The 21,226-nt window shown below is 67.5% G+C and carries 16 protein-coding genes and 1 pseudogene; 8 read left to right on the top strand and 9 right to left on the bottom strand.

The window, feature by feature from the left end; all coding sequences use genetic code 11:
• Positions 1–28 precede the first annotated feature (28 nt).
• From ACIRG9_RS01510 to ACIRG9_RS01490, 5 genes are all read right to left on the bottom strand, one after another.
• Entirely contained in the window at positions 29–865 is an 837-nt protein-coding gene (locus ACIRG9_RS01510) for a hypothetical protein (RefSeq protein ID WP_402848505.1), read from the bottom strand.
• A complete protein-coding gene (locus ACIRG9_RS01505) occupies positions 862–4,920 on the bottom strand; it encodes an AAA domain-containing protein (RefSeq protein WP_402848502.1) in 4,059 nt (1,352 codons plus the stop codon). Before ACIRG9_RS01505 ends, ACIRG9_RS01510 begins: the two co-directional genes overlap by 4 nt.
• 339 nt (positions 4,921–5,259) lie before the next feature.
• Entirely contained in the window at positions 5,260–5,715 is a 456-nt protein-coding gene (locus ACIRG9_RS01500; protein ID WP_402848499.1) for a hypothetical protein, read from the bottom strand.
• Between the two features lie 38 nt (positions 5,716–5,753).
• On the bottom strand, positions 5,754–6,128 hold the full coding sequence (locus ACIRG9_RS01495) for a hypothetical protein (RefSeq protein ID WP_402848496.1): 375 nt from the start codon (positions 6,126–6,128) through the stop codon (positions 5,754–5,756).
• Entirely contained in the window at positions 6,125–8,533 is a 2,409-nt protein-coding gene (locus ACIRG9_RS01490; RefSeq protein ID WP_402848494.1) for an AAA family ATPase, read from the bottom strand. Before ACIRG9_RS01490 ends, ACIRG9_RS01495 begins: the two co-directional genes overlap by 4 nt.
• A 299-nt stretch (positions 8,534–8,832) precedes the next feature.
• Here ACIRG9_RS01490 and ACIRG9_RS01485 point away from each other — a divergent pair, with 299 nt between their 5' ends.
• From ACIRG9_RS01485 to ACIRG9_RS01470, 4 genes are read left to right on the top strand one after another with little or no spacing between them, the layout of a single operon-like run.
• Positions 8,833–10,719, top strand: a complete 1,887-nt coding sequence (locus tag ACIRG9_RS01485) for an SAM-dependent DNA methyltransferase (RefSeq protein WP_402848491.1) — start codon at positions 8,833–8,835, stop codon at positions 10,717–10,719.
• A 20-nt stretch (positions 10,720–10,739) separates the two neighbouring features.
• On the top strand, positions 10,740–12,356 hold the full coding sequence (locus ACIRG9_RS01480; protein ID WP_402848488.1) for a type I restriction-modification system subunit M: 1,617 nt from the start codon (positions 10,740–10,742) through the stop codon (positions 12,354–12,356).
• A complete protein-coding gene (locus ACIRG9_RS01475) occupies positions 12,349–13,536 on the top strand; it encodes a restriction endonuclease subunit S (RefSeq protein ID WP_402848486.1) in 1,188 nt (395 codons plus the stop codon). Before ACIRG9_RS01480 ends, ACIRG9_RS01475 begins: the two co-directional genes overlap by 8 nt.
• A gap of 27 nt (positions 13,537–13,563) precedes the next feature.
• Positions 13,564–16,779, top strand: coding sequence for a type I restriction endonuclease subunit R (locus tag ACIRG9_RS01470; RefSeq protein ID WP_402848483.1), 3,216 nt, complete (start codon positions 13,564–13,566; stop codon positions 16,777–16,779).
• 55 nt (positions 16,780–16,834) lie between these two features.
• On the opposite strand, the gene ACIRG9_RS01465 is transcribed toward ACIRG9_RS01470, so the two are convergent.
• Positions 16,835–17,995 carry an IS630 family transposase gene (locus ACIRG9_RS01465; protein WP_402848481.1) on the bottom strand — a complete coding sequence of 387 codons (1,161 nt, stop codon included), beginning with the start codon at positions 17,993–17,995 and terminating at the stop codon, positions 16,835–16,837.
• 67 nt (positions 17,996–18,062) lie between these two features.
• On the opposite strand from ACIRG9_RS01465, the gene ACIRG9_RS01460 reads away from it, so the two are divergent.
• A complete protein-coding gene (locus ACIRG9_RS01460) occupies positions 18,063–18,422 on the top strand; it encodes a hypothetical protein (RefSeq protein WP_387279779.1) in 360 nt (119 codons plus the stop codon).
• A gap of 39 nt (positions 18,423–18,461) precedes the next feature.
• Positions 18,462–18,650 (top strand): annotated as a pseudogene (locus ACIRG9_RS01455) (hypothetical protein); the annotation flags it as partial.
• 38 nt (positions 18,651–18,688) lie between these two features.
• Here the strand turns inward: ACIRG9_RS01455 and ACIRG9_RS01450 are convergent.
• The 3 genes from ACIRG9_RS01450 to ACIRG9_RS01440 are packed head-to-tail and all read right to left on the bottom strand — an operon-like array spanning position 18,689 to position 19,627.
• Entirely contained in the window at positions 18,689–19,096 is a 408-nt protein-coding gene (locus ACIRG9_RS01450) for a hypothetical protein (RefSeq protein ID WP_402848477.1), read from the bottom strand.
• Positions 19,093–19,374, bottom strand: a complete 282-nt coding sequence (locus ACIRG9_RS01445; RefSeq protein ID WP_402848474.1) for a hypothetical protein — start codon at positions 19,372–19,374, stop codon at positions 19,093–19,095. Before ACIRG9_RS01445 ends, ACIRG9_RS01450 begins: the two co-directional genes overlap by 4 nt.
• Before the next feature lies 1 nt (position 19,375).
• A complete protein-coding gene (locus ACIRG9_RS01440) occupies positions 19,376–19,627 on the bottom strand; it encodes a hypothetical protein (RefSeq protein ID WP_402848471.1) in 252 nt (83 codons plus the stop codon).
• Between the two features lie 472 nt (positions 19,628–20,099).
• Here ACIRG9_RS01440 and ACIRG9_RS01435 point away from each other — a divergent pair, with 472 nt between their 5' ends.
• Positions 20,100–20,987 carry a helix-turn-helix domain-containing protein gene (locus tag ACIRG9_RS01435; protein ID WP_402848468.1) on the top strand — a complete coding sequence of 296 codons (888 nt, stop codon included), beginning with the start codon at positions 20,100–20,102 and terminating at the stop codon, positions 20,985–20,987.
• Positions 20,984–21,190: a DUF397 domain-containing protein gene (locus ACIRG9_RS01430; RefSeq protein WP_402848465.1), complete on the top strand. Its 207-nt coding sequence runs from the start codon at positions 20,984–20,986 to the stop codon at positions 21,188–21,190. Before ACIRG9_RS01435 ends, ACIRG9_RS01430 begins: the two co-directional genes overlap by 4 nt.
• The last annotated feature ends 36 nt before the right edge of the window (positions 21,191–21,226 follow it).

The raw sequence follows: 21,226 nt of genomic DNA, 5'->3' as shown, positions 1-21,226 counted from the left end.
CTTGCTGGTCACCGAGATGAGCTGTTGATCATGGTGCGGATTCCAGATCGTTGAGAAGCGCGTGTACAGGCGCCCAGCACATCCGCACCGTGTCCAGGTCGGGCACGAGCCCGTAGTCGATCTGGTGGCGGGGGTGCACGAAGTTGCGGTAGTCCCGGACCTTCTCCATGAAGTCCTTGGCGTCGGTCTGGACCCACTCTTGTCGATGCGCGTACTCGAGGAGCAGGTGAAGCCCCGCTCGTTCGGCCGGAACCCGTCGACCGCCCCGGCCGACCAGGCCGTTCCTGCGCACGGTCTCGTCGCGATCAGTCACCACGACGTGCAGCAGCCCTTCGACGAAGCTGCCGATGCCGATGATCGCCAGTGCGTAGGCCCCGTTGTTCTGGCAGATCGACGCTTCGTCGGCACGCGCCATGAGGATGTCGACTGCCTTGCCGTTCCCGGTTAGTCGTCGCACCCGCTCGTGGAGGTCCGGCGGCGGCCCGTACAGGGGAACGTCGCTGCTCTGGCTGATCTGACCGAGCACGGGGCGCCCGCCGACGTAGGTGATGGTGAGCTGCTCGGGAGCCAGGAGGCGGTTCAGCTCTTGCGCGATCGGTTCGGCGGCCTCGACGCCGCCGTCGTACTCCAGCGGATCACCGATGCGACAGAGCAGCCGGTCGAGGGCGGCGGCGTCATCGGCATGGGAATTAAGTGCTTCTGTTAGCCAGGGGATCCGCGGAGAGCCGTCGTACTGCGGATCGCCGGGCCACCGGACTCGGTGCAGGAGCCGCTCGATCTGCGTACCGGTTCGCTCGTAGGGACCATCGACGTCGCAGATCAGGCGGGCGACGCGTTCCAGAGTGAGCGGGTCGAGGGCAATCATCGGGATACCTCCCGGTCGGCGCGCTGCTGCGCGATGTCGAGTGCTTCGGTCAGGCGCTGGAGGATGATTGAGCCCCGCTTGCGGAAGCCGAGTTCGCTCATGGCCTCTTGGAGGCGCTCATCCCGATCGCGCTGGAGTTGGTCGCTCACCAGCCAGGTGCAGATCTGTACCAGCTGTTCCCGCGTGTAGTCGGTGATCCGCAGACCGATCGGCACGTCGGGCCGTGGGCCACGGCGGGTCGCTGGCGGCGTCGGTTGCTGAGCGGGCCGGCGTGCCGGCGGTACTGGGTAGCTCCTCGCGGCGTGGTTGGCGCGGTCGACCGCCTGCTTCCAGCGGGCCACGAGCCGGGCTGTCTGGCCCGCCGGGTCCACGTACCAGTCGGTCGACCAGATGCGGTGGAATTCCCACCCGAGACGCTCCAGGTGCTGCTGGCGCAGCCGGTCCCGGTCACGGGCGCTATGTGCCTGGTGATACGAGTGACCGTCGGTCTCCACAGCGAGGACCATGCGGCCGGGCTGGTCTGGGTGGGCGAGGGCCAGGTCGATGCGGTAGCCGGAGACGCCCCACTGCGGCACAGCGTTGATGCCCTGCTGCTGGAGAGCCTTCAGGACGCTGCGCTCGAGGCCGTTGAGCTCGACCCCAGTGTGCTGTCGCGCGCCCAGGTCGCCGCCGAGGTCGACGAACTCGAGGTAACGGCGGAGCAGTTCGGGTCCGCGGTGTCGTGTTGCCGCAGTCTGGTTCGGGTCCATGTCGTAGTGGGAGAAGGCGCTCACCACGGTCATCCGATTCCGCGCTCGGGTGACCGCGACGTTGAGGCGCCGCTCACCGCCCTCCTGGTTGAGCGGTCCGAAGCGCAGCGGAAGTCGACCGTCTCTGGTCTTGGCATAGCCGATACTCAGGATGATGGCGTCCCGCTCGTCGCCCTGGACGTTCTCCAGGCTCTTGATGAAGAACCGCTGGCTCGCGGCCCGGTCCTGGGAGAAAAAGTCGTCGAGGTGCTCATGCTCTCGGCGTCGGCTGCGCAGGGTCGCCTCGATCCGCAGGGCGTGCTTCTGGCCCATGGTAATGACGCCGAGGCTCTCGTTCGGTCGCTGCTCGGCGTGCTCGAGAATCAGCTCGACCGCCCGGTTGACCTCCTCGGTTGATGAACCGCTCTGACCGGGGGCGACACGGCCGTCCACCGTCTCCAAGCGCAGCGGGCTGTCGACCTGCACGCCAGGGAACGTGACGAGGGAGCGGTTGTAGATCTCGACGTTCGAGAACGCGATCAGGCGCTCGTCTCGACTGCGGTAGTGCCAGGTCAAGCGGTACCGGTCCGAGATCAGGCCACCGAGGACGTCAAGAACGGACTCGTAGTCCTCAAGGTTCTCGTCGCCGAGATCATCGTCTTCGCCAGCCGGGTTCTGCTGAACGAGGCGCCGGAAGAACGGCGTGGGTGGGAGCTGCTTCGGGTCACCGGCCACGACGAGCTGGGTGCCACGCATGATCGAGGCGACAGCATCGTGCGGCTCGATCTGGCTTGCCTCATCGAAGATCACCACGTCGAACGACCGCTCGGGCGGCAGGATGCGGCTGACCACCAGTGGCGACATGGCCCAGCACGGGAACGCGGCGAGGAGCACCTCCGGTGCGCTACTGAGCAGCTTCCGCAGAGATAGGTGCCGGCTCTTCTTGGCCGCCTCCCGCCGGACGAGGCCGTTCTGGTCGGGATAGGCGTCTCGGGCCTTCCGCAGGTTCACTGCCACGTTGCGGCGCACGTGCCGGGCGGCCACCTCGATGTGCCGGCTGTCCGCAGCGCGGAAGTCCTGGACCACCGCGGCATGCTGCTGCCCGACGAACTGACCGAGGTACGGGACCCGCATGCGCACCTCGTCGAGGACCACCTGCAACCAGGCGCGCAACAGCGTGTCGGCTGCCTCGTCGCTTGAGACCTGCCGGGTGGCCAGGTCATCGAGCATGTGACTTAGCCCCAATGAGCGGAACAGCTGCTGCTGTTTGTTCAGTTCGGGCATCAGGAACAACGTCTCGCGGTCGGCGTTCAACTCGGCGAGCGTATTGGCCGCGGTGGTGGTGGGCCCACGCTCAAGACCGTCGATCCGGGCACATGCCGCCACCGCGGCGAGGTGGTTACGCACCTGCGTGAAGGACGACATGCACAGGTCGGCGCCCGCCAGAGCAGTTGGTGCGCTGTCCTGACGGCTGAGCTTCCGCCACCGCTCACGCTGGCCCGCCGCGGCGACCAGGCCCTGATACATCTCGGATCGGCTCTTGGGAGGGGCCGGACAAGTTCGCCGCAGCTCGCGGCGCAGTTGGAACCGGCGGAAGATCCCGAGCGGCTCGGAGCGGCGCGGCCGGGATCGCCCTGGTGCTGTCGCGTAGACGAAGTCGTCCAGATCCGGGCCGAAGACCTGCTCACCGTAGCTGGCAATGGTGCGTTCGACCTCGCTGAGCAGGTCGAACAGGTCCCTCCACGCAGCGAGGTCGTCCGGCACATCCAGCCCTGCCCGGTCGACCAAGTCCCGGATCTGGCGCTGTGCACCCTGTAGGGCGCCGGCCGCGAGTTCGTCGAGATGCACCAGCACCTTGCCGACATCGTCTGGGGTGCGGATAGCGGCCTTCGCCCACGGCGACTCCCCGCGCCAGATCCTCAGGCCGCCTCGATCCACGAACGTCCGAAGGTCCTCCCGCGCGGACTCAAGCCTCGATCGGTCAAGGTTCCGCAGCTCGGACGCGCGCAGGTTATAGCCGCTGACATCGAGAGTCGGAAGCGCGAGGAGCTGCTCGATGACCTGAAACGCGCTCACCCCCCAGGGCTGCCGTACTTCGTGCAGCTCGGCCGGGTGCCGTTTCGCCGCGGCCCGGCGGCTGTTCAGGCGGCGGTGCAGTTCGTCGGTGTCGACGGGTGGTTCAGCGCCAGCTTGAGTGAGGACATTGGCGATGCGCTGGGCGACCTGCCGCTTGCTGATCTTGCGGTCGTGCAGGTCGAACACCAGGTTGTCGAGTCCGACGTCGCCAAGGCGGTTCATCACCGCTTCGATGGCAGCCCGCTTCTCGGAGACGAACAGCACGCTGCGACCCATCGCGGCCATGTACGCGATGATGTTCGCGATCGTCTGGCTCTTACCCGTGCCGGGCGGGCCCTCGATGACCACATGCCGGCCGGACAGCACCGCGTCGATCGCCGACTGCTGGGAGGAGTCCGCGTCGTGGACCAGGAACTCCTTGGCCGGATCGATCTGATCGGCACTGGAGCTGGACCCTTGCGCTTGCTCAGTGCGCAGCTGCTGCCGAGCGTCGCGGTCGCCCGCCATTGCGCCGATCACCGGGTGTGATGCGAGCAGCTCGGCCGAGTTGCGCAGGTCCTCGACCATGGGGAGCTTGTCGAAGCTGAAGACGCCGGCAACCACCGCGGGCTCGAGCCGGAGAGACAGGCCGCTGGGAGCGACTGCCTTGGCGATCAGCTCGTAGGCGGCGCTTAGCTGCTGGTCCGGGTCAGCGATCTCGGACAGCATCGCGCTCAGCTTTTCGCCGAGGGCGCTGATATCCGTCTCCACGCCGTACTGCCGCTCCAGCGCGTACAGGAGGACGGGGTTGATCTCGGGGGACTCGGAAAGCTCCAGCGTGAAGTCGTTCTCGGTCGCCGTCCTGCTGTCCAGCGCAAGCTGCTGCAGGATCAGCGGCGCCCGCAGCGGTTGCATCGGCACGGATCCCCGGGTGTACGGACCGACCATGCAGAGCAGACCGCGAGTCACCCAACCGGCCTGAATTCCCTGCTCCTCCTCTAGCTCGACCAGCTTCCGGCGGAGGCTGCGGGCAGTGTTGCAGGCAGTGTTGTGTCGGTCCTGGTCCGGGAACAACGTCCGTAGGCGAACCTTCTGTCCTCGGAGCAGGTCGGCGACCACGCCGGGAGCCGCGTCAGCGAGATCGAGGGTGGTGGTCTGTCGCTCCTTGAAGTAGAGCAGCGTGTTGCGCGGGCCGAAGTCGATCAGTTGGTCTGCCCACCGGCTGGCGGCCTGTTGAACGAGGTGGAGTACATCCGGTTGGGTCAACAGCATCTCGTCTCCAAGTCAGTCGACGTACGCCAGTGCTGATCCGCCGGGCCGTCGGCCCGAGGCAAAGCCCTCCAGGATAGGACGGATGACATGTCGGTCTATGCGTCAGATTTCCGACACCGACGTCATCGGAAAGACCCCGCTCAGCAACTTTTACTTCCTTGGCTGGAGTACCGCCGTGCCTTGTTTGCACATCGGGCAGGCCGAGATGTTGCAGCGCCGGGGCGCGGCTTGGCGCAGCTGAAGGCCAACACGAACAGGTGCTGCATGGCGCGGGAGAGGCCGTAGCGGGCGATCCTCGCCGGGACCTGGTCTTCGATTCATCGATGGAGCAAGTCAGGGTCAGCGGGAGACGGCGACTGGCGACTTCGGCGGCTCCTGAGCGCGAAGGAAGTTGGTGGCATCGACAGTGGCACTGACCAGGGCGCACGTCGTCGCGGTGAGGGCGAGCCAGAATGTCACGGTGCTTTTCCAGTCCTCGGCGATCTTCACCGTCACCACCTCGGTGTCCTCCGCTGCCTCGGTAGACCGGCTCCGCCGACTGCTCGGGTCAGGCTGACGTCGCCAGCCGAAGCGGGCGAAGAACTTGGCCCAGGTGTGGTTCGACCGGCCGCAGCCGAAGATCACTCCGTTGACCTTCCGTCCGCACCGGCCGCCGTTCTGGGTGGTCACGCCGCACGTCGTCGGCGCCTTCACCGCGAGCAGCCAGGCCGGGATGGCGATCGCGATCGACGCCGACCAGGCAAGGCTGATGAGGTCGAGCGTGACGAAGTAGTAGACGACGCCGACGATGGCCAACGCCTCAACGCCAAGGATCAGCATGGCCTGATCTCGCTTCAGCATGTGGGTGCCTCCGAGTGGTCAAGGAGCGCGACGATGTCGACGAGTTCGGTACGGAGCCGGGTCAGCTCGGATGAGGTGACGCCGAGTTCGTAGTGGTGGTGGTGACCGGCGCGGGACAGCGCCCACCACAGGTAGCTGGCCCGGTGCCCAAGGTCGGGGCCGGCGTAGTGGGCGAGTAGCAGCAGCTTCGGCCGCTGCACCCGGGTCCGTCCGATCTCCGGGCAGACGCGAGCCCAGTACCGGTCCATCGCTGCTTCCAGTTCGTGTCGAAGCAGCCACGCGCACGCACGGGGCCAGGCTCCACGGGTGCCTCGGATCACGCTACTGAGCATCCGGTCGGCGGTGGCGAGGTACAGGGACGTCGTCATCGCAACCGCCTCACGAGCACAGCGGTGTTGGCGACCATCGCCCGGACGGGCATGCTCCGGTGGCCGTGGACCGCATCCGCCACCGCTTTGACCGTCCGGGTGGCCTGCGTGCCGTAGTCGCGGTCGAGACGAGCGAAGAGCTCCGGTCGGGGTGCGAGGCGGCCGAAGAGCCCGAGGCTGAGCCGGTCCTTGACGGTGTGCGCCCGGCTAAGCCCTTCCTGGATCTGCTGGTAGGGCGTGCCGCGCCGATGCTCGGCGGCCCGGTAGCGATCCATGCTGACCGACTCGATCGCGGACCGGCAGAACCCGGCGGCCATCAGGTACTTCGCCTCGTCCGCGATGTCCGCGGCGACCAGGGCGCGGGCATCGTCGAGGTAGCGGTCCGCCGGGTCGCAGACCTTGCGGACCTCGACGATCGAGCCCTCGCGGCGAGTGACCTCCCGGACATCGGCCTCAATGTCGAGGCGGCGGATCGCTTCCGGCAGCCGGTCGTCGTGGGTGAACACGATGACCTGCCGGGTCAGAGCGATCTCCCGCAACACCTCGGCCAAGCCGTCGATCTTGGTGGGATCCATGCTCTGCACCGGGTCGTCGATGATCACGAACCGGTACGGGCTGGTGTCGGCGCAGGCACGGGGCAGGAAGACCGCGAGGCCGAGGGCGTGCAGCTCACCCTGGCTCATCACCGCGAGCGCGCTGGTCTCGACGCCGTCGGCGGCTACGGGGAACAGGACCCGGCGGGTGTTGTTCACCCCTTCCATCCGCAGCCGGCGCAGCTCGACGTTGCTCTCCTGCCGCAGCTTCTGCCAGATCCGGTCCGACTGCGCGGCGAAGCTGCCCAGTCGGTCGGCACGGATCGCCTTCTCGGCAGTGTCGAGAGCCGCACGAGCCTTGGTGAGCAGAGCCAGGGCCGGCGCCTCGGCGCGGACCATGGCCGCGGCGTCGACCCACCGGCGGATCGCGGCGCCGGGCTCGCGCCAGGCGTCGTGACGCTGGGCGAGCCAGCCGGCCGCCGCCTTCACGAGGGTGGTGTGCGCCGCGACGACGCTGTCCCAGGAAACCCGATCGGGGCCGAGGCCGGCGAGAGCTTCGCGCATCGCCGCGCTCTCGCCGGGGATGTAGGGCGCCAGCGTGGCAGCGGCCGGTTCCAGCAGCCGGTGGATGTCGCCGAGCAGCCCATCGACCGTACGCCGGGCGTGCGCGTGAGCCTGCTGGGCCGCGCGTGCCGCCGCAGCGACCGCGGCCATCCTCGCGAGTTCCTCCTCGGCCTGCGTACGCCAGTCCTGGTCCAGGGTCCCGACGCGACACACCGGGCAAGGGCCGTTCCCACGATCGTGGTGCACGTCGAGCGCGGCCCGCAGCAGCCGGGCGCTCCGATCCGCAGCGCCGCTGTCGGTCGCGGTCGTCTCCCGCATCGCCGCCGCGGACTCGGCAAGGGCGACCAGCGCCCCACCGAGGTCGGGCAAGAACTGCTCGGCGAGCCGCCGGGCGGCTGCCGCTGCAGGTTCCTCCGACGTGGCGGTGTCGATGCAGGCGAGGTCGGCCAGCAGGGTCAGGTTTGCGCGGAGCGGACGGGCACCGAGCGCGCTCAGGGCGTCGCGGGCGCGGTCGTCGTCGATCTCACCGAGCTGTTCGCGCAGCTCGGTGAAGGTCGCCTTCAGCGCCTTGGCACGGTCGTCGTAGTCCCTACGCCGCTGCTGCAGCCGGGCGTCGGTGTCGCGCAGCGGGCTCAGGCCGAGAATCGGCGCGATCGCGTCGTACAGCTCGGCCGGCTTCGCGGTGATGACCCGTTCGAGGTCGCGGGCGGACAGGAACGGCCGGTACCTGGCGGCCTGACCGACCCACTGCGGCACCTGACCGGGCGGCATCGCGGCGCTGCCCGTGGTCGTGGTGACCGTCGCGGAGGTCAGATCGGTGGCCCCGACCGGCCAGGTGCGGTGGGTCGTCACCTGCTGGCCGGAGTCGAGCCGAAGGCTGAGGCGGATCTCCGATGCGCCATCGTGGTGCAGGTTCCGCCAGCCCTCGCGGAAAGCTGGCGGACGCTGCGCCCAGCGCAGGGAGTCCTCGGTCAGCGCGTACTCGACGGCCTCGGCGATGCTGGACTTCCCGGAGCCGTTGCGGCCCACGAACACGGTCAATCCGGTCTTGGGCAGCCGCCCGACCGTGACCTGCTGGCCGATCCCGCGGAAGCCGGCAACCCGGACCTCTTCCAGGAATGCCTGCGGCGTTGCACAGCCCGCCTCACCCAACTCGGGCGACGGCGGAAGGGCCTCACCTCGCAGTACGTCATCGAGAACCTGCTCGCCGTGAAAGGCGGCAAGAACCAGGTCGCTGACCGGCCCGGGCACCTGGAACCGCTGAAGGCGGTCAGCGAGCTCCTGGTAGAGCGTGAGCGTGTCGTTCATCAGACCCCCTGATGTCGTTGGCGCATCGAGGGAACCGCAGATTGGTCGCTTACACTGCCCTACACACTGTTATCCCGGGATAACAGATTGACCTTGTTCTTCGAGGATCCAGGACTCGTACTGTGACCGCTAGAGCGAGGAGGTGAGCCATGGAGGCGGAGTTGATGTCGCAGCGCGAGATCGCGCAGCTCGCGCGGGTCAAAAAGCCTGCGGTCACCACTTGGCGCCGGCGGCACTCGGACTTCCCTCCACCCGTGCCGGGCAACCACGGCCAACCTCTCTTTCCTGCAGACGCTGTCGTGGCCTGGCTACTCCGGACCGGGCTCGGCCACGCCGACCCGGACACCCTGCGCGCCGAGCGGTCCATGCACACCCTGGCGGCGTACGCCCGGCGGCACGGCGGCCGACGCACGATCGTCGTCCTCGCCGCCGCGCTCTGCCTCCGCCACCTCACCGGCCAGGCACTGCCAGCCGACCCTCTGCCGCTGGCTCAGCGCCTCGATCCCGATGACGAATTCCTGCTGCACGAGCTGGCTGACGCCCCGGAACTGGCCGGGCTCGCCCAACTGGTCGAGCAACTGATCGAGGGAGCCTTCGACCCCTGGCACAGCTGTCAGTTCCTGCTCAGCTCCGCCAACCGCCTCGGCTGGCCCGAGCTGACAGCGGATGCACTCACTCCGGAGACGGTGGCCCTGATTCGTCGGGTGGCCGACGTGGCGACCCGGCTGCAGGCCCACGGTGCCCTTACCATCGCCGACGGCAACGCGGGCGCAGGTGACCTACTGACAGCGCTGATAACCGACCAGGACCGCGACAATCTGCGAGTCAACGCGTTCGTCGCCGACGAGGAACTCGCCCGCCTGGTGCGTCGGCAGCTACTCCTCGCCGAGTTGCCCGAGTTCCAGTTCGACGTGCGCGCCGATGAGCTCAACGAGGAGTTCGCCGACCCGGACCTCATCGTCACCCGGCTCCCCTACCAACCGGCGGAGAGCCGAGAAGCCCTCGCCGACCTCGACCGGGTCGAAGCGATAGCCGATCTGCTCGGTCCGGGCCGCACGGCGATCGTCGTCGGTCCCGCCAGCAGCCTCGTCGACCAACTACGGGACGGGCCAGCGGCGTTGCGCCGGTCCGCGCTGCTGAGCAGCGGCATCGTCGAGGCAGTTGTGCAACTGCCGGGCGGCGTCTACCCGGCCAGGCCAGGCCATCCCGCCGCCCTGTGGCTGCTGACCCGCGACCCGATCCCCACCACCAAGGGCCGCGTGCTACTCGTCGACCTCAGCGGTCACGCGCTTGACCAATCCACTGTCGAGTCCGCGGCCGAGGACATCCTCCTCTGGCGCGCAGAGGGGCACCGCAGCGACGGCCACGACCCGCGCACTGGCCGAGTCGTCCCGCTGGACAGCCTCAACCTGCGTCGGGGTGCCGCACTCCGACCGCCGGGTCCGGCGTCGGTCACCCTGCGTGCCCGGCTGGCCGCCGACCGCCCCGCGCTCGTCGGAGAGGTCGAGCGCCGTCTCACCGACGCTGAGCAAGAGGCCATCCGATACGCGAAGGAGCACGGTTTCCTGAACACCGGAGCGGTACAGCGTGACGGAATCAGGCCGAAGGAGCTTTCCTGTGAGGCGCTACGAACGGCTCGCCGGGTCCGCCCCCTCACCGGGCACCGCCTGAACCCCGAGCATGTCGGACCGCGAGGTCACCATCGGGTAATCGGCGCGGCAGAGGTACTCGCGCAGTCGTCCAAGCGCTGGATGGACCGGCTCACCCTCGCTGCGGGGTACCCGCAGGTCGCCCTCACCGAACCGGGCGACCTCGTGGTCACCAATGTCCCTCGGTTCGGGGTTCTCCTCGACACCGACGGCTTTTCGGTGATCGAATTTCCGGCCAGCGGCCTGCGTATCTCCCCGGGCGACCCGCTCACTCCTCGTGTGCTGGCGGCACTTCTAGGCACTGCCCGCAACATGGCACGTAGCCCTGGTGCAGTGCGGGGCCCGCGGCTGTGGGACGCCACGATCCCTGACCTGGCCCGTGACGAGGCAGCCAGCTTGGACGAAGTGCTTCGCCGTCTGGACGAACGCGAGCATCTACTGCAGCGGCAGGCCGATCTCCTGGCGAAGTTGCGCGAACTCATCGTGACCGGGTTCGCCGACGGCACCCTCACGACTTTGTACGGTACGAACTCCTGAACGAGAGAACGGAACACACAGTGCCCCCACGTAAACGCGCCAACGGACAGGCCGAGCTGTTCGGCGTGTCCAGCACCAAGCAGATTCAGGACATCCTGTGGAAGGCCGCCGACAAGCTGCGCGGCTCCATGGACGCCGCACAGTACAAGGAGTTCGTCCTCGGCCTGGTCTTCCTCAAGTACGTCTCGGACGCGTTCGCCGAGCGCCGCGCCGAGATCAAGGACAGCCTCTCCGACATCCCGGAGAACCGCCGCGCCGCCTTCCTCGACGACCGCGACGAGTACGCCAGCGCCAACGTCTTCTGGGTCCCGGAGACCGCTCGGTGGGACTACTTGGTGGAGAACGCGCCCGGTGGCGTCGGCGCGCTGCTCGACGAAGCCATGGACGCGATCATGCGAGAGAACCCTGCGCTGACCGGTGTCCTACCGAGGATCTTCAACCGAGACAACGTCGACCAGAAGCGGTTGAAAGAACTCGTCGACCTGATCAGCGACGCCCGCTTCACCGGCCACGGCGATCGCCCAGCCCAAGACGTCCTCGGTGAGGTTTACGAGTACTTCCTGGACAAGTTCGCCCGTGCTGAGGGCAGACGAGCAGGCGAGTTCTACACACCGGCGAGCGTAGTGCGACTTTTGGTCGAGGTGCTCGAGCCCTACGAGGGCCGGGTGTACGACGGCTGTTGCGGTTCAGGCGGCATGTTCGTGCAATCGGGAAAGTTCGTCACGGCACATGCGGGCCGCGACCACACACATGACATCGCCGTCTACGGCCAGGAGAGCAACGAGCGCACGTGGCGCCTGGCGAAGATGAACTTGGCCATTCACGGCATGGATCCCAAGGGCCTCGGGGACCGCTGGGGTGACACGCTTTACGAGGACAAACACCCCGACCTGAGAGCCGACTTCATCATGGCCAACCCTCCGTTCAACGATGCGGCCTGGTTCCGTCGAGAGACCGATCCGCGCTGGCGTTACGGCGTCCCGCCGCAGAGCAACGCCAACTACGCCTGGCTCCAGCATTTCGCCGCGAAGTTGGGCGAGCGCGGCAGCGCTGGCATCGTTCTGGCCAACGGCTCGATGGCTTCCCGGCAATCGGGAGAGGGCGAGATCCGGCGCGCCATGGTCGAGGGGGACCTGGTGGCATGCATGGTCACTCTCCCGCCGAACCTTTTCCGCACCACGGCTATTCCGGCGTGCCTCTGGTTCCTCGCCAAGGACAAGTCCTCGCAGGGTTCACGGGCCCTGAGCGACCGGCGCGGCGAGATCTTGTTCATCAATGCCCGCGCGCTGGGCATCATGGCGGACCGCACCGAACGCATCCTCACCGAGGAGGACATCGCAAAGGTCGCCGGGACCTATCACGCCTGGCGGGGAACCAGGTCCGCGAAGAACGGGAACCAGGAGTACCGAGATGTTCCCGGCTTCTGCTACTCCGCGCGATTGGACGAGGTGGCTGCCCGCGACTACGTCCTGACGCCAGGGCTCTACGTCGGCGCCACCGAGGTCGAGGAAAATCCCGACGCCGAGCCGCCGACCGAACGTATTGAGCGCCTGACCAAGGAGCTGTACACCTCCTTCGATGAGTCGGCGCGCCTCGAGGCGCTCATCCGCGAGCAGCTCGGAGGGATCGATGTCTAGCTGGCAGACCTACACCATCGACGATGTCGCCGAAGTCTTCGACGGTCCGCACGCGACACCGACAAAGACCGAGAGCGGGCCGTGGTTCCTCAGCATTTCCAGCCTTGTCTCCGGCCGTCTGAAACTGACTGAATCCGCCCACCTGTCAGAAGCGGACTTCGAGCGCTGGACCAGGAGGGTCACTCCTCAAGCTGGCGATGTCCTCTTCTCGTACGAGACCCGGCTCGGCGAGGCTGCGCTCATGCCAGCCGGAGTCAAGGCAGCGCTCGGGCGCCGCATGGGTCTCCTCCGGCCCCGACGGAAACTGGTCGAGCCCAGGTTCCTACTCCTGGCGTATCTGTCGCCGCAGTTCCAGGAGGTGATCCGCCAGCGGCAGATCCACGGGGCGACAGTCGACCGCATCCCGCTCGTCGATCTGCCACGCTGGCCAATCCGCATCCCTGATATTCCAACACAGCGAGGGATTTCATCCGTCCTGGGGGCTTTGGACGACAAGGTTGCGGTCAACGAGCGGATCGCCGAGACTTACGAGGACCTCTTCCGGGCCAAGTTCGCGGCACTCGGAACGAACGAGGATGGCGACTGCCCGGTCTCCGATCTGGTCGAGTTCAATCCGAGAACAGCGCGCGCCGAGCAGCACGAGGCGGTCTACGTCGACATGGCGGCGCTGCCCACGCAGCACTCCTCCATTCGCGCTTGGTCTCGCCGCGCGCCAAAGAGCGGCAGCCGCTTTCAAAACGGCGACACGCTGCTGGCCCGCATCACTCCATGCTTGGAGAATGGCAAGACGGGCTACGTGGACTTCCTCTCGGACGGGGAGGTCGGCACCGGCTCAACTGAGTTTATCGTGATGCGACCCAAAGGCGATGTGCCACCTCAGTTTCCCTACTTTCTCGCACGCGATGAGCGATTTCGGGAGCATGCGGTCCGAAAAATGGTTGGCTCCTCTGGGCGTCAGCGAGTGAGCGCCGCCGACGCGGCGGATTTCTACGTGCGTCGGCCCAATCCCGGCAAACTGTCGGTCTTCGGTGCCGAGGCCGACGCCGCATTCCGCCACTTGAAGTCGCTAATGGCGGAGGCACGTTCCCTCGAGCATTTGCGTGACACGTTGTTGCCGGAACTGATGTCGGGGCGGTTGCGGGTGAGGGACGCCGAGAAGGCCATCGAGGACGCGGTCTAGGTCGAATAGGTCATCGGGAGGATTGTTATGGGGCCGGGCGGGAGAATGAACGAGGCCGACTGGGAGATCCTGGCGAAGGAGCACCTCGCCGACCTGGGATGGGAGCCGGGCGAGGGCAAGGAATTTGCGCCGGGTTCCGGGCAGCGGCGGGATTGGGCGGACCTGGTGCTCATGGAGGACCTGCAGGCCGCAATCGAGCGGCTAAACCCCGATCTACCGCAGACCGCGGTCGTTGAGGCGGTGCGGGTCGCTACGGACGTGGCGTCGCGGGAGGCGTTCGCGGAGAATAGGGCCGCGCACGAGAGGCTCACCGACGGCATCCGGTCGGTCGCCTACACCGACGCCTACGGCGCCGAGCACACTCCTACCGTTCGTCTGGTTGACCTGCACGACCCCGGCCGCAACGTCTATCGAGCGATCAATCAGGTCACGATCGTCGACGGTGACTTCCGGCGCCGGCTCGACATCGTGCTCTACCTCAACGGCCTGCCGGTCGCCGTCATCGAGCTGAAGAACGCCGCGGACGAGAACGCCACCCTGACGGGCGCGCACGCCCAGCTTCAGACGTACCTCGCGGAGTTCCCGCTCGCCTTCCGGCACGCCGTGCTGTGTCTGATCTCCGACGGGATCACCGCGAAGTACGGCACCCCGTTCACCCCGTACGAGCACTTCGCGCCATGGAACATCAACGACGAGGGTAAGCCCGTTGATGCCACTAAGCCCGACTACGACGGCCCGGAGGCGCTGATCGTCGCCCTCTACGGCCTGTTCAACCAGCGGCGCTTCCTCGAGTTGGCCGATGGGTTCGTCAACTTCACGTCAAAGAGCAAGCGGATCGCCAAGGCACACCAGTATTTCGCGGTGGTCCGGGCAGTCGATTGCGTCGTGCGGGCGTCGCAGCGCGACGGCAGGGCGGGCGTCGTCTGGCACACCCAGGGCTCGGGCAAGTCTGAGGAGATGGTGTGTACGGCGGCGCTGACCGCCCGCCACCCCGCCTTAAAAAACCCGACCATCGTCGTGCTGACTGACCGCACCGACCTCGACGATCAGCTCTACGACACCTTCCAGGAAAGCCAGCGTCTGCTCGGTCAGGAACCTATCCAGGCCGACTCCCGCACCGAACTGCGGGAGGAGCTGTCGAACCGGAACTCCGGCGGCATCATCTTCACGACGCTGCAGAAGTTCGGGCGTACGAGAGAAGAACGGGAGGCCGGACGGCCGCATCCGCTTCTTTCCAACCGGCACAACATCCTGGTGATCGTCGACGAGGCGCACCGCAGCCACTACGACAACCTGAACGGCTACGCCCGGCACCTACGCGACGCGCTGCCGTACGCCACGTTCATCGCTTTCACCGGCACCCCGATCGCCACCGCCGAGGTAAACACCCAGGCGGTCTTCGGCGACTACATCGACGTGTACGATCTTAAGCGCGCTGTCGACGACGAGGCGACCGTACGGGTCTACCACGAGCCGCGGATCATTCCGGTGTCGCTGCCACCGGACATCGACCCGGACAGCATCGACGAGCAGGTGGAAACACTCACCGCCAGCCTGGATGACGCGGAGCGACGTAAGGCCGAGGCGTACGCCGCCACCATGAACACCATCTACGGCGCTCCCGACCGCGTCGAAACCCTGGCCAGGGATCTGGTCGACCACTGGGAGAAGCGGCGCGAGCTGATGCGACCGCAGCTCGGCGGGCCGGGTAAGGCGATGCTCGTCTGCGCGACCCGGGAGATCTGCGTCCGCGTCTTCGACGCCATCAAGGTGCTACGGCGCGACTGGGCGAACCCGGCCGTCGACAAGGGCAAGATGAAGATCGTCTTCCATGGGGTGCCGAGCGATGAGGCGGAGCTGCGCCCACATCACCTACGCCCGTCACAGCAGCGGACAGTCCAGGCTCGCGCCAAGGACCCGAACGACGAGCTGGAGCTGCTTATCGTGCATTCGATGCTGCTCACCGGCTACGACGCGCCTCCGATCCACACGATCTACATGGACCGGCCGATGAAGGGCGCCAACCTCATGCAGGCCCTCGCCCGAGTTAACCGTCGCTTCCGGGACAAGCAGGACGGGCTGCTGGTCGGCTACGCCCCGCTGACCGAGAACCTACGGAAGGCGCTCACCGAGTACACCCCTAGCGACCAGGAAGACCAGACGCTCGGCAGGGAGATCGACCGGGCAATCAGCGAGGTACACAACGAAATCTCCATCATCGAGGCCATGCTGGCGCCGCTGAAGTGGCGGGCGATCCTCGACGACGAGAAGAACCCGACCCGGTGGATCCGGGCGGTACGGAAAGCCGCCAACTTTCTGCGCGACCCGCGGACCCCCGGCAACGTCGTAGAGCCCGGCACGAAGCCGCTGCACCAGCGTTTCCGCGACTCGGCGGGCCGGCTGGAGCGGTTCTACACGCTCTGTGCCACCAGCCGCGACTTCGTCGACCGTGCCGGCGACATCCAGCGCCTGCGCCGCGACATCCACTTCTTCCGCGACGTCCGGGTCTGGATCGTCAAGGAAGAGGCCGCCGACCGGGAGGCCAAGGGCCTGCCCAACACGGCCCAGGTGGAGCGCTACCTGTCTCAGCTCGCCGCCGAGGTGGTCGATGCCGCCGACATCACCGACATCTACGAGGAGGCGGGGCTCGGGAAGCTCGACATCACCGAGCTCAACGGGGTGGCATTGCAGCGCTTGCAGAACTCGGAGACCCCGCACCTGGCCGCTGCGGCGCTACGCCGGCTGATCGAGCGGAAGATGCGCGAGGTCACCAAACACAACGTGGTCCGCCAGGAACGCTTCTCCGCCCAGCTCGAAGACCTGATGAACCGCTACATGCGTCAGCAGCTGACCAGCGCGCAGCTGATCGTCGAGCTAGTCGAGCTGGCCAAGCAGGTGTCTGCGGACGCCCGGCGCGGCCAGCAGTTCGACCCCCCGCTCAACCACGCCGAGCTGGCCTTCTACGACGCTGTCGCGCAGAACGGGGCGGCTACGGAACTCATGAACGTCGGCACCCTCGCGGAAATCGCCCGCGAACTGGTCAAGTCGATCCAGTCGTCGATCACAGTGGACTGGTTCTCCCGAGAACCGGTACGTGCCAAGCTGCGCAGCCATATCCGCCGCCTGCTGGCTCGCTACGACTATCCGCCCGATCAGGAGCGTGCGGCCGTCGACCTGGTCATTCGCCAGATGGAGACATTCGCGAACGAGTGGGCTCCGGGAGGGCAGGCCGCCCAGCGGTGAAAGGCTGCGGCCGGCTACCCCTCCCGGTGGTGCGATGGCTAAGTGCCCCTCGTCGTTAGTTCGTCGGGGATTGCGCGGCGGTGGGCAAGGGCTCGTGGATGGTGAGGCGTTTCAGCAGGGCGTCGAGGTTCTTCTCGGTGTATCGCCGGTTGAACGGCCGAGCGCCGAGGTTGTAGTGGTCCTGGAAGGCTGTGAGCCGGTCTTCGACGTCGGTCAGATCGTAGAAGTCGTTCGGGGTGACGACCTTGCGCTGCACGATCGAGAAGTACAGCTCCACCTGGTTCAACCAGGAGGCGTGGACCGGTAGGTGGACCAGCTTGGCGTTGGGCCACGTGTTGGCCATGCGGTCGATGGAGGTTTGCCCGCGGTGGGAGGAGCCGTTGTCGACGATCCAGAACACCCGGTCTGCTGAGGCGTAGGGTTCGCTGGTCATGACCTGCTTGACCAGTCGGGCGAACGGGGTGATGCCGGTGGACGCGTCGCAGCGGCCGAGGACTTTCCCGTTGGCCACGTCGAGGGCGGCCAGGTAGGCGAGGGCACCGCCGCGTTCGTACTCGTGCTCGACGCGCATCAGTCGGGTCTGGCCTGGCGGCAGGGTGGGGTGGCAGCGGCAGCGGGCCTGGATCGAGGTCTTCTCGTCCGCGCTGATCACGAAGTCACCATCGTTGAGGGGGCGGCCGTCCCAGATGCGGGCGTACAGGTCCAGCACGGTGCTGGCCTTGGCGGTGAAGTGCGGGTCTCGGGGGAAGATCCACGACCGGTGCCGCCAGGGTTTGATCGCGTCGGCGGCCAGCCAGCGGGTCACCGTGGAGGCGGAGATGTCGTCCACGACACCGGCGGCCACCGCCTCGTCGGCCAGGTCGGCGGCGCTCCACCGGGACAGCGGCACCCCACGGTCGGCCGGCAACTCACACGCGAGGGCCTTGACCTGCGCGGTCTGCACATCGGTGAACCGGCGTGGCCGGCCAGGACGCGGCACATCCGTCAACCCATCGAGGCGCCGCTGCCAGAACCGCACCCGCCATTTGCGGACCGTGTCCACGTGCACCCGCTGGTCGGCGGCGATCGCGGTGTTACTGGCCCCACCGGCGGCGGCCAGCACGATCCGGGCCCGCACCACCATGCGGTAGGAGGCCGTGGGTCGGCGAGCCAGCCTCTGCAGGGCGACCCGCTCATTGGCGTCGAGCGTGATCGGATACGGGGATGACGGGGGCATCGCACCGTTGTGCCACCCGTGCCGCCACCGCGTCGGCACCGACACGCCGCAGCAGGGGTGGGGCAGGATGACAGTTGTGGCCAAGCCTCCACCCGAATCGACCAAGAGCAGCCTGCGTCAACGCCTCACCGCGCATGCCCGCAGCCGTTGGCCCGCCCTGACCGCTGTGTCCGTGCGGTACCGCGGCGTCTTCGCCTACGTCGACGGCCGGCTCGCTGACGGCACCACGCTGCCGCTTTGCCGACTCCGCTACGGCGGCTCGGCCAGCACATGGGGCTTCGCTATCTACCTGGCCAGCCGCGACGGCTACGAAGACTCCATCCTGCCCAGCGGCCTGCACGCCGGCAGTCCCGAAGAAGCCCTCGACTGCGCCTGCGGTCTCTACCTCAACGACCCAACCGCCTGGACCCAACCCCCGACGAACTAACGACGAGGGGCACTAAGGCGTGGCATCGCCGAGGTCGTCGACTCGGTGAACAAGGCTCAAGCCCACTTCCAGAAGGTCAGCCGGGGCGGGGGCAACAACCTGCTGAACAGCGCGGTGCGTGCTTGCCGGCAGGCGCCTGTCCGCCTCGAAGAGGGTGTGGACGAGGTGAAGCCGGCTCAGGATCTCGTCGGAAAGCACTTGGTGGCAGTGGTGACGGCCGGTGGCTGAGCGCCGGCCGTCACCGCACTCCACCACGTCATGGAGGGTCAGCCAGCCGAGGGGTCGCGCGGTGCCGGTTCGTCGGCTTGCGGAAGCCGTTGAGGGCCGGGTTGGCGGGGACCGGTGTCGCTCTGCTCGTAGGGATTCGGCTCGGCCTTCCGCTTGCCCTCGATCGGTTGCCGTGGCGGCATGTCGATGCCGATTGCTCGGGCGTACTCGGCGAGGATGCCGCCGGCTTCGGCGAGCAGCCATGAGCCGTCGCGGAGCTTGACGATTCCTTGGGCGTAGTTGCCCAGTGCCCGGTTGACCAGGGGGTTGGTGGCTCCGGTGGTCAGGGCGCGGAACTCGGCTCGGGCGTTCTCGGCGTCCTGGATGACGACCTTGGTCAGGTCCTGCTGTTGGCCGATGGAGACGTGCAGGTCTCGGAGCGCGGCGGTGATGTCGGGCAGGGTCACGGTTGGTACCTCCGGGTGAGGTCGGCTGCGGGATCAGGGCCGGCAGTGATGCGGCGGGCGTTGATGAGCTGCGGGCGGGTCGCGCCGGGAGTTCGTCGGGGCAGGCGGCCGTAGCGGGTGAAGGTGGCGGCGGCTTGCTCGTTGGTGAGGCAGGGGCCGATGAGCTGGCAGCGCAGGCAGTAGCCGGTGGCGCTGGAGGTGACGTGCTCGTCGAGCGCTCGCTGCGCGGCGGTGAGCTGGTCGATGGCCGCTGCGGACAGGTAGACGGTGGTGGCCATGTCAGTCCTGCGGCTGTGGGAGGGCGCCGACGCGGGCGAGTACCTGCCGGAAGCGTCCGGTGCCGCCGGGCGAGGGCATTTCGATGCCTTCGAGCCACACCCACTGGCCGTCGTACCAGAGGCTGAGGTCGAGGCGGACGCAGACGATCCGCAGCCGTAGCGTGCCGCTGCCGTGCTGGTAGTCCAGTTCGCGTAGGTGCACGACGTCGCCGGGCGCGACGGCGACTACAGGTGTGATCGGCGCGGGGGTCACAGTCCGCTCGTCCAACTCGTCCGACCGGGATGCGGGCGGGATTTGCGGCCTCCGCAGTCGGGGCAGTTCAGTGCCGACCCGCTCCGTCGGCACCATCGGGACTTGACCTTGAACAGGAACAGTCCGGCGGCGAAGCCGAGCATCGCGACCACCGCCAGGACGAGGGATGGAACCACTGCGTTGCCTCCCTGACTCGGCCTCTCGTGGGGGACGCAGCCCGCTTCGGGTGACAGGCTGCGTCCCGCCGAGAGGCGTCCGAGGCCGGACGGGCGGTGGGCCCCTGGGAGCGCGAGCCCACCGCCGTACCGCGCGGCTTTCGTGGGCCGCACCGGCCTGACATGCTCATGCCTATAGTGCCTATGCACTAGTGATAATGCAAGGATTGCATTCGCATGTACGTCACTTGCCTGGCCTGCCTGGAGGTTGCATCCGCACGGCGGGCACACTCTGACTACGACAGGAGCGAAGGGACATGGAGTTGTCAGCTCGACGGCAACCGCCCACCGTGCGCCTCCGGCGGCTCGCGGCGGAGTTGCGCAGCCTGCGCACCGCAGCCGGCCTCACCCGCGACGAGGTCAGCGAGCAGACCGGCATCAATCCCGCCACCCTCTATCGCATCGAGACGGCCAAGGTCCGCCCGCAGCGGCGCACCCTGATGGCGATGCTGGACAAGTACGGCGTCACCGACGAGGACAAGCGCAGCGAGCTGGTCGCCCTGTCCCGCCAGGCCGCGCAGCTGGGCTGGCTCCAGGCGTACGAGTCGGAACTGCCGGAGCTCTACACCACGTACATCAGCTTCGAAGCCGAAGCCCGCTCGGTCCGCAACTACGAGTCGCTCTTCGTCCCGGGCCTCCTACAAACCGAGAACTACGCCCGCGCCGTGATCCGGGGTGTGTTGCCGCTGGCGACCGACGCGGACGTGCAGGCCCGAGTGGAGGCGCGCATGCAGCGGCAGGAGTCGCTCCGCAAGACAGAGCCGCTGCGCCTCTGGGCGATCCTCGACGAAGCCGTCCTGCACCGGCTGACTGGCGGACCAGCCGTCATGGCCAAACAGCTCGACGCCCTGGTGAGCGCGGCGGGCCGGCCGCATGTCACGCTCCAAGTCATCCCGTTCACCTCGGGCGCGCACGCCGGCATGCCCGGCTCGTTCGTCGTCATGGACTTCCCCGACCCAGCCGACCCCGCCCTGGTGTACGTCGACAGCATGGCCGGCGACCTGTTCCTCGAACGGGAAGCAGACGTCCGCCGCTACACCAGCACGTTCGAACACCTCCGCGCTACCGCACTCGACCCAACCAGCTCGATCAAGCTGATCCAGGAACACGCCGCGGCAATCAGCCAGGGAGGAGGTACGGGATGACCTCAGTCGACCTGTCCCGCGCCCAGTGGAAGAAGAGCACCCGGTCCAGCGGGAACGGCCAATGTGTCGAGGTCGCCGACCTCGCTGACGCGGTGGCTCTCCGGGACAGCAAGGACCCGACCGGGCCGGCCCTCCTGTTCTGCCGGGATGATTGGACCAGCTTTCTGGCCAGCGCCAAGTACGGCCACTTCACCCAGCAGTAGGCGAACGCATCCGTCGGACGGGCCCAGCCGATCGTC

Origin of the sequence: Micromonospora sp. NPDC093277 (assembly GCF_044765245.1) — a bacterium.
Taxonomy (GTDB): Bacteria; Actinomycetota; Actinomycetes; order Mycobacteriales; family Micromonosporaceae; genus Micromonospora.
This window is presented reverse-complemented; position numbering and strand designations above follow the sequence as displayed.

Excerpts from the sequence above, each read along its gene's own strand:
- ACIRG9_RS01460 (WP_387279779.1), top strand. The coding sequence starts at position 18,063 with ATGACAGTTGTGGCCAAGCCTCCACCCGAATCGACCAAGAGCAGCCTG.
- ACIRG9_RS01490 (WP_402848494.1), bottom strand. The coding sequence starts at position 8,533 with ATGAACGACACGCTCACGCTCTACCAGGAGCTCGCTGACCGCCTTCAG.
- ACIRG9_RS01435 (WP_402848468.1), top strand. The coding sequence starts at position 20,100 with ATGGAGTTGTCAGCTCGACGGCAACCGCCCACCGTGCGCCTCCGGCGG.
- ACIRG9_RS01505 (WP_402848502.1), bottom strand. The coding sequence starts at position 4,920 with ATGCTGTTGACCCAACCGGATGTACTCCACCTCGTTCAACAGGCCGCC.
- ACIRG9_RS01465 (WP_402848481.1), bottom strand. The coding sequence starts at position 17,995 with ATGCCCCCGTCATCCCCGTATCCGATCACGCTCGACGCCAATGAGCGG.
- ACIRG9_RS01510 (WP_402848505.1), bottom strand. The coding sequence starts at position 865 with ATGATTGCCCTCGACCCGCTCACTCTGGAACGCGTCGCCCGCCTGATC.
- ACIRG9_RS01430 (WP_402848465.1), top strand. The coding sequence starts at position 20,984 with ATGACCTCAGTCGACCTGTCCCGCGCCCAGTGGAAGAAGAGCACCCGG.
- ACIRG9_RS01445 (WP_402848474.1), bottom strand. The coding sequence starts at position 19,374 with ATGGCCACCACCGTCTACCTGTCCGCAGCGGCCATCGACCAGCTCACC.
- ACIRG9_RS01470 (WP_402848483.1), top strand. The coding sequence starts at position 13,564 with ATGGGGCCGGGCGGGAGAATGAACGAGGCCGACTGGGAGATCCTGGCG.
- ACIRG9_RS01495 (WP_402848496.1), bottom strand. The coding sequence starts at position 6,128 with ATGACGACGTCCCTGTACCTCGCCACCGCCGACCGGATGCTCAGTAGC.
- ACIRG9_RS01475 (WP_402848486.1), top strand. The coding sequence starts at position 12,349 with ATGTCTAGCTGGCAGACCTACACCATCGACGATGTCGCCGAAGTCTTC.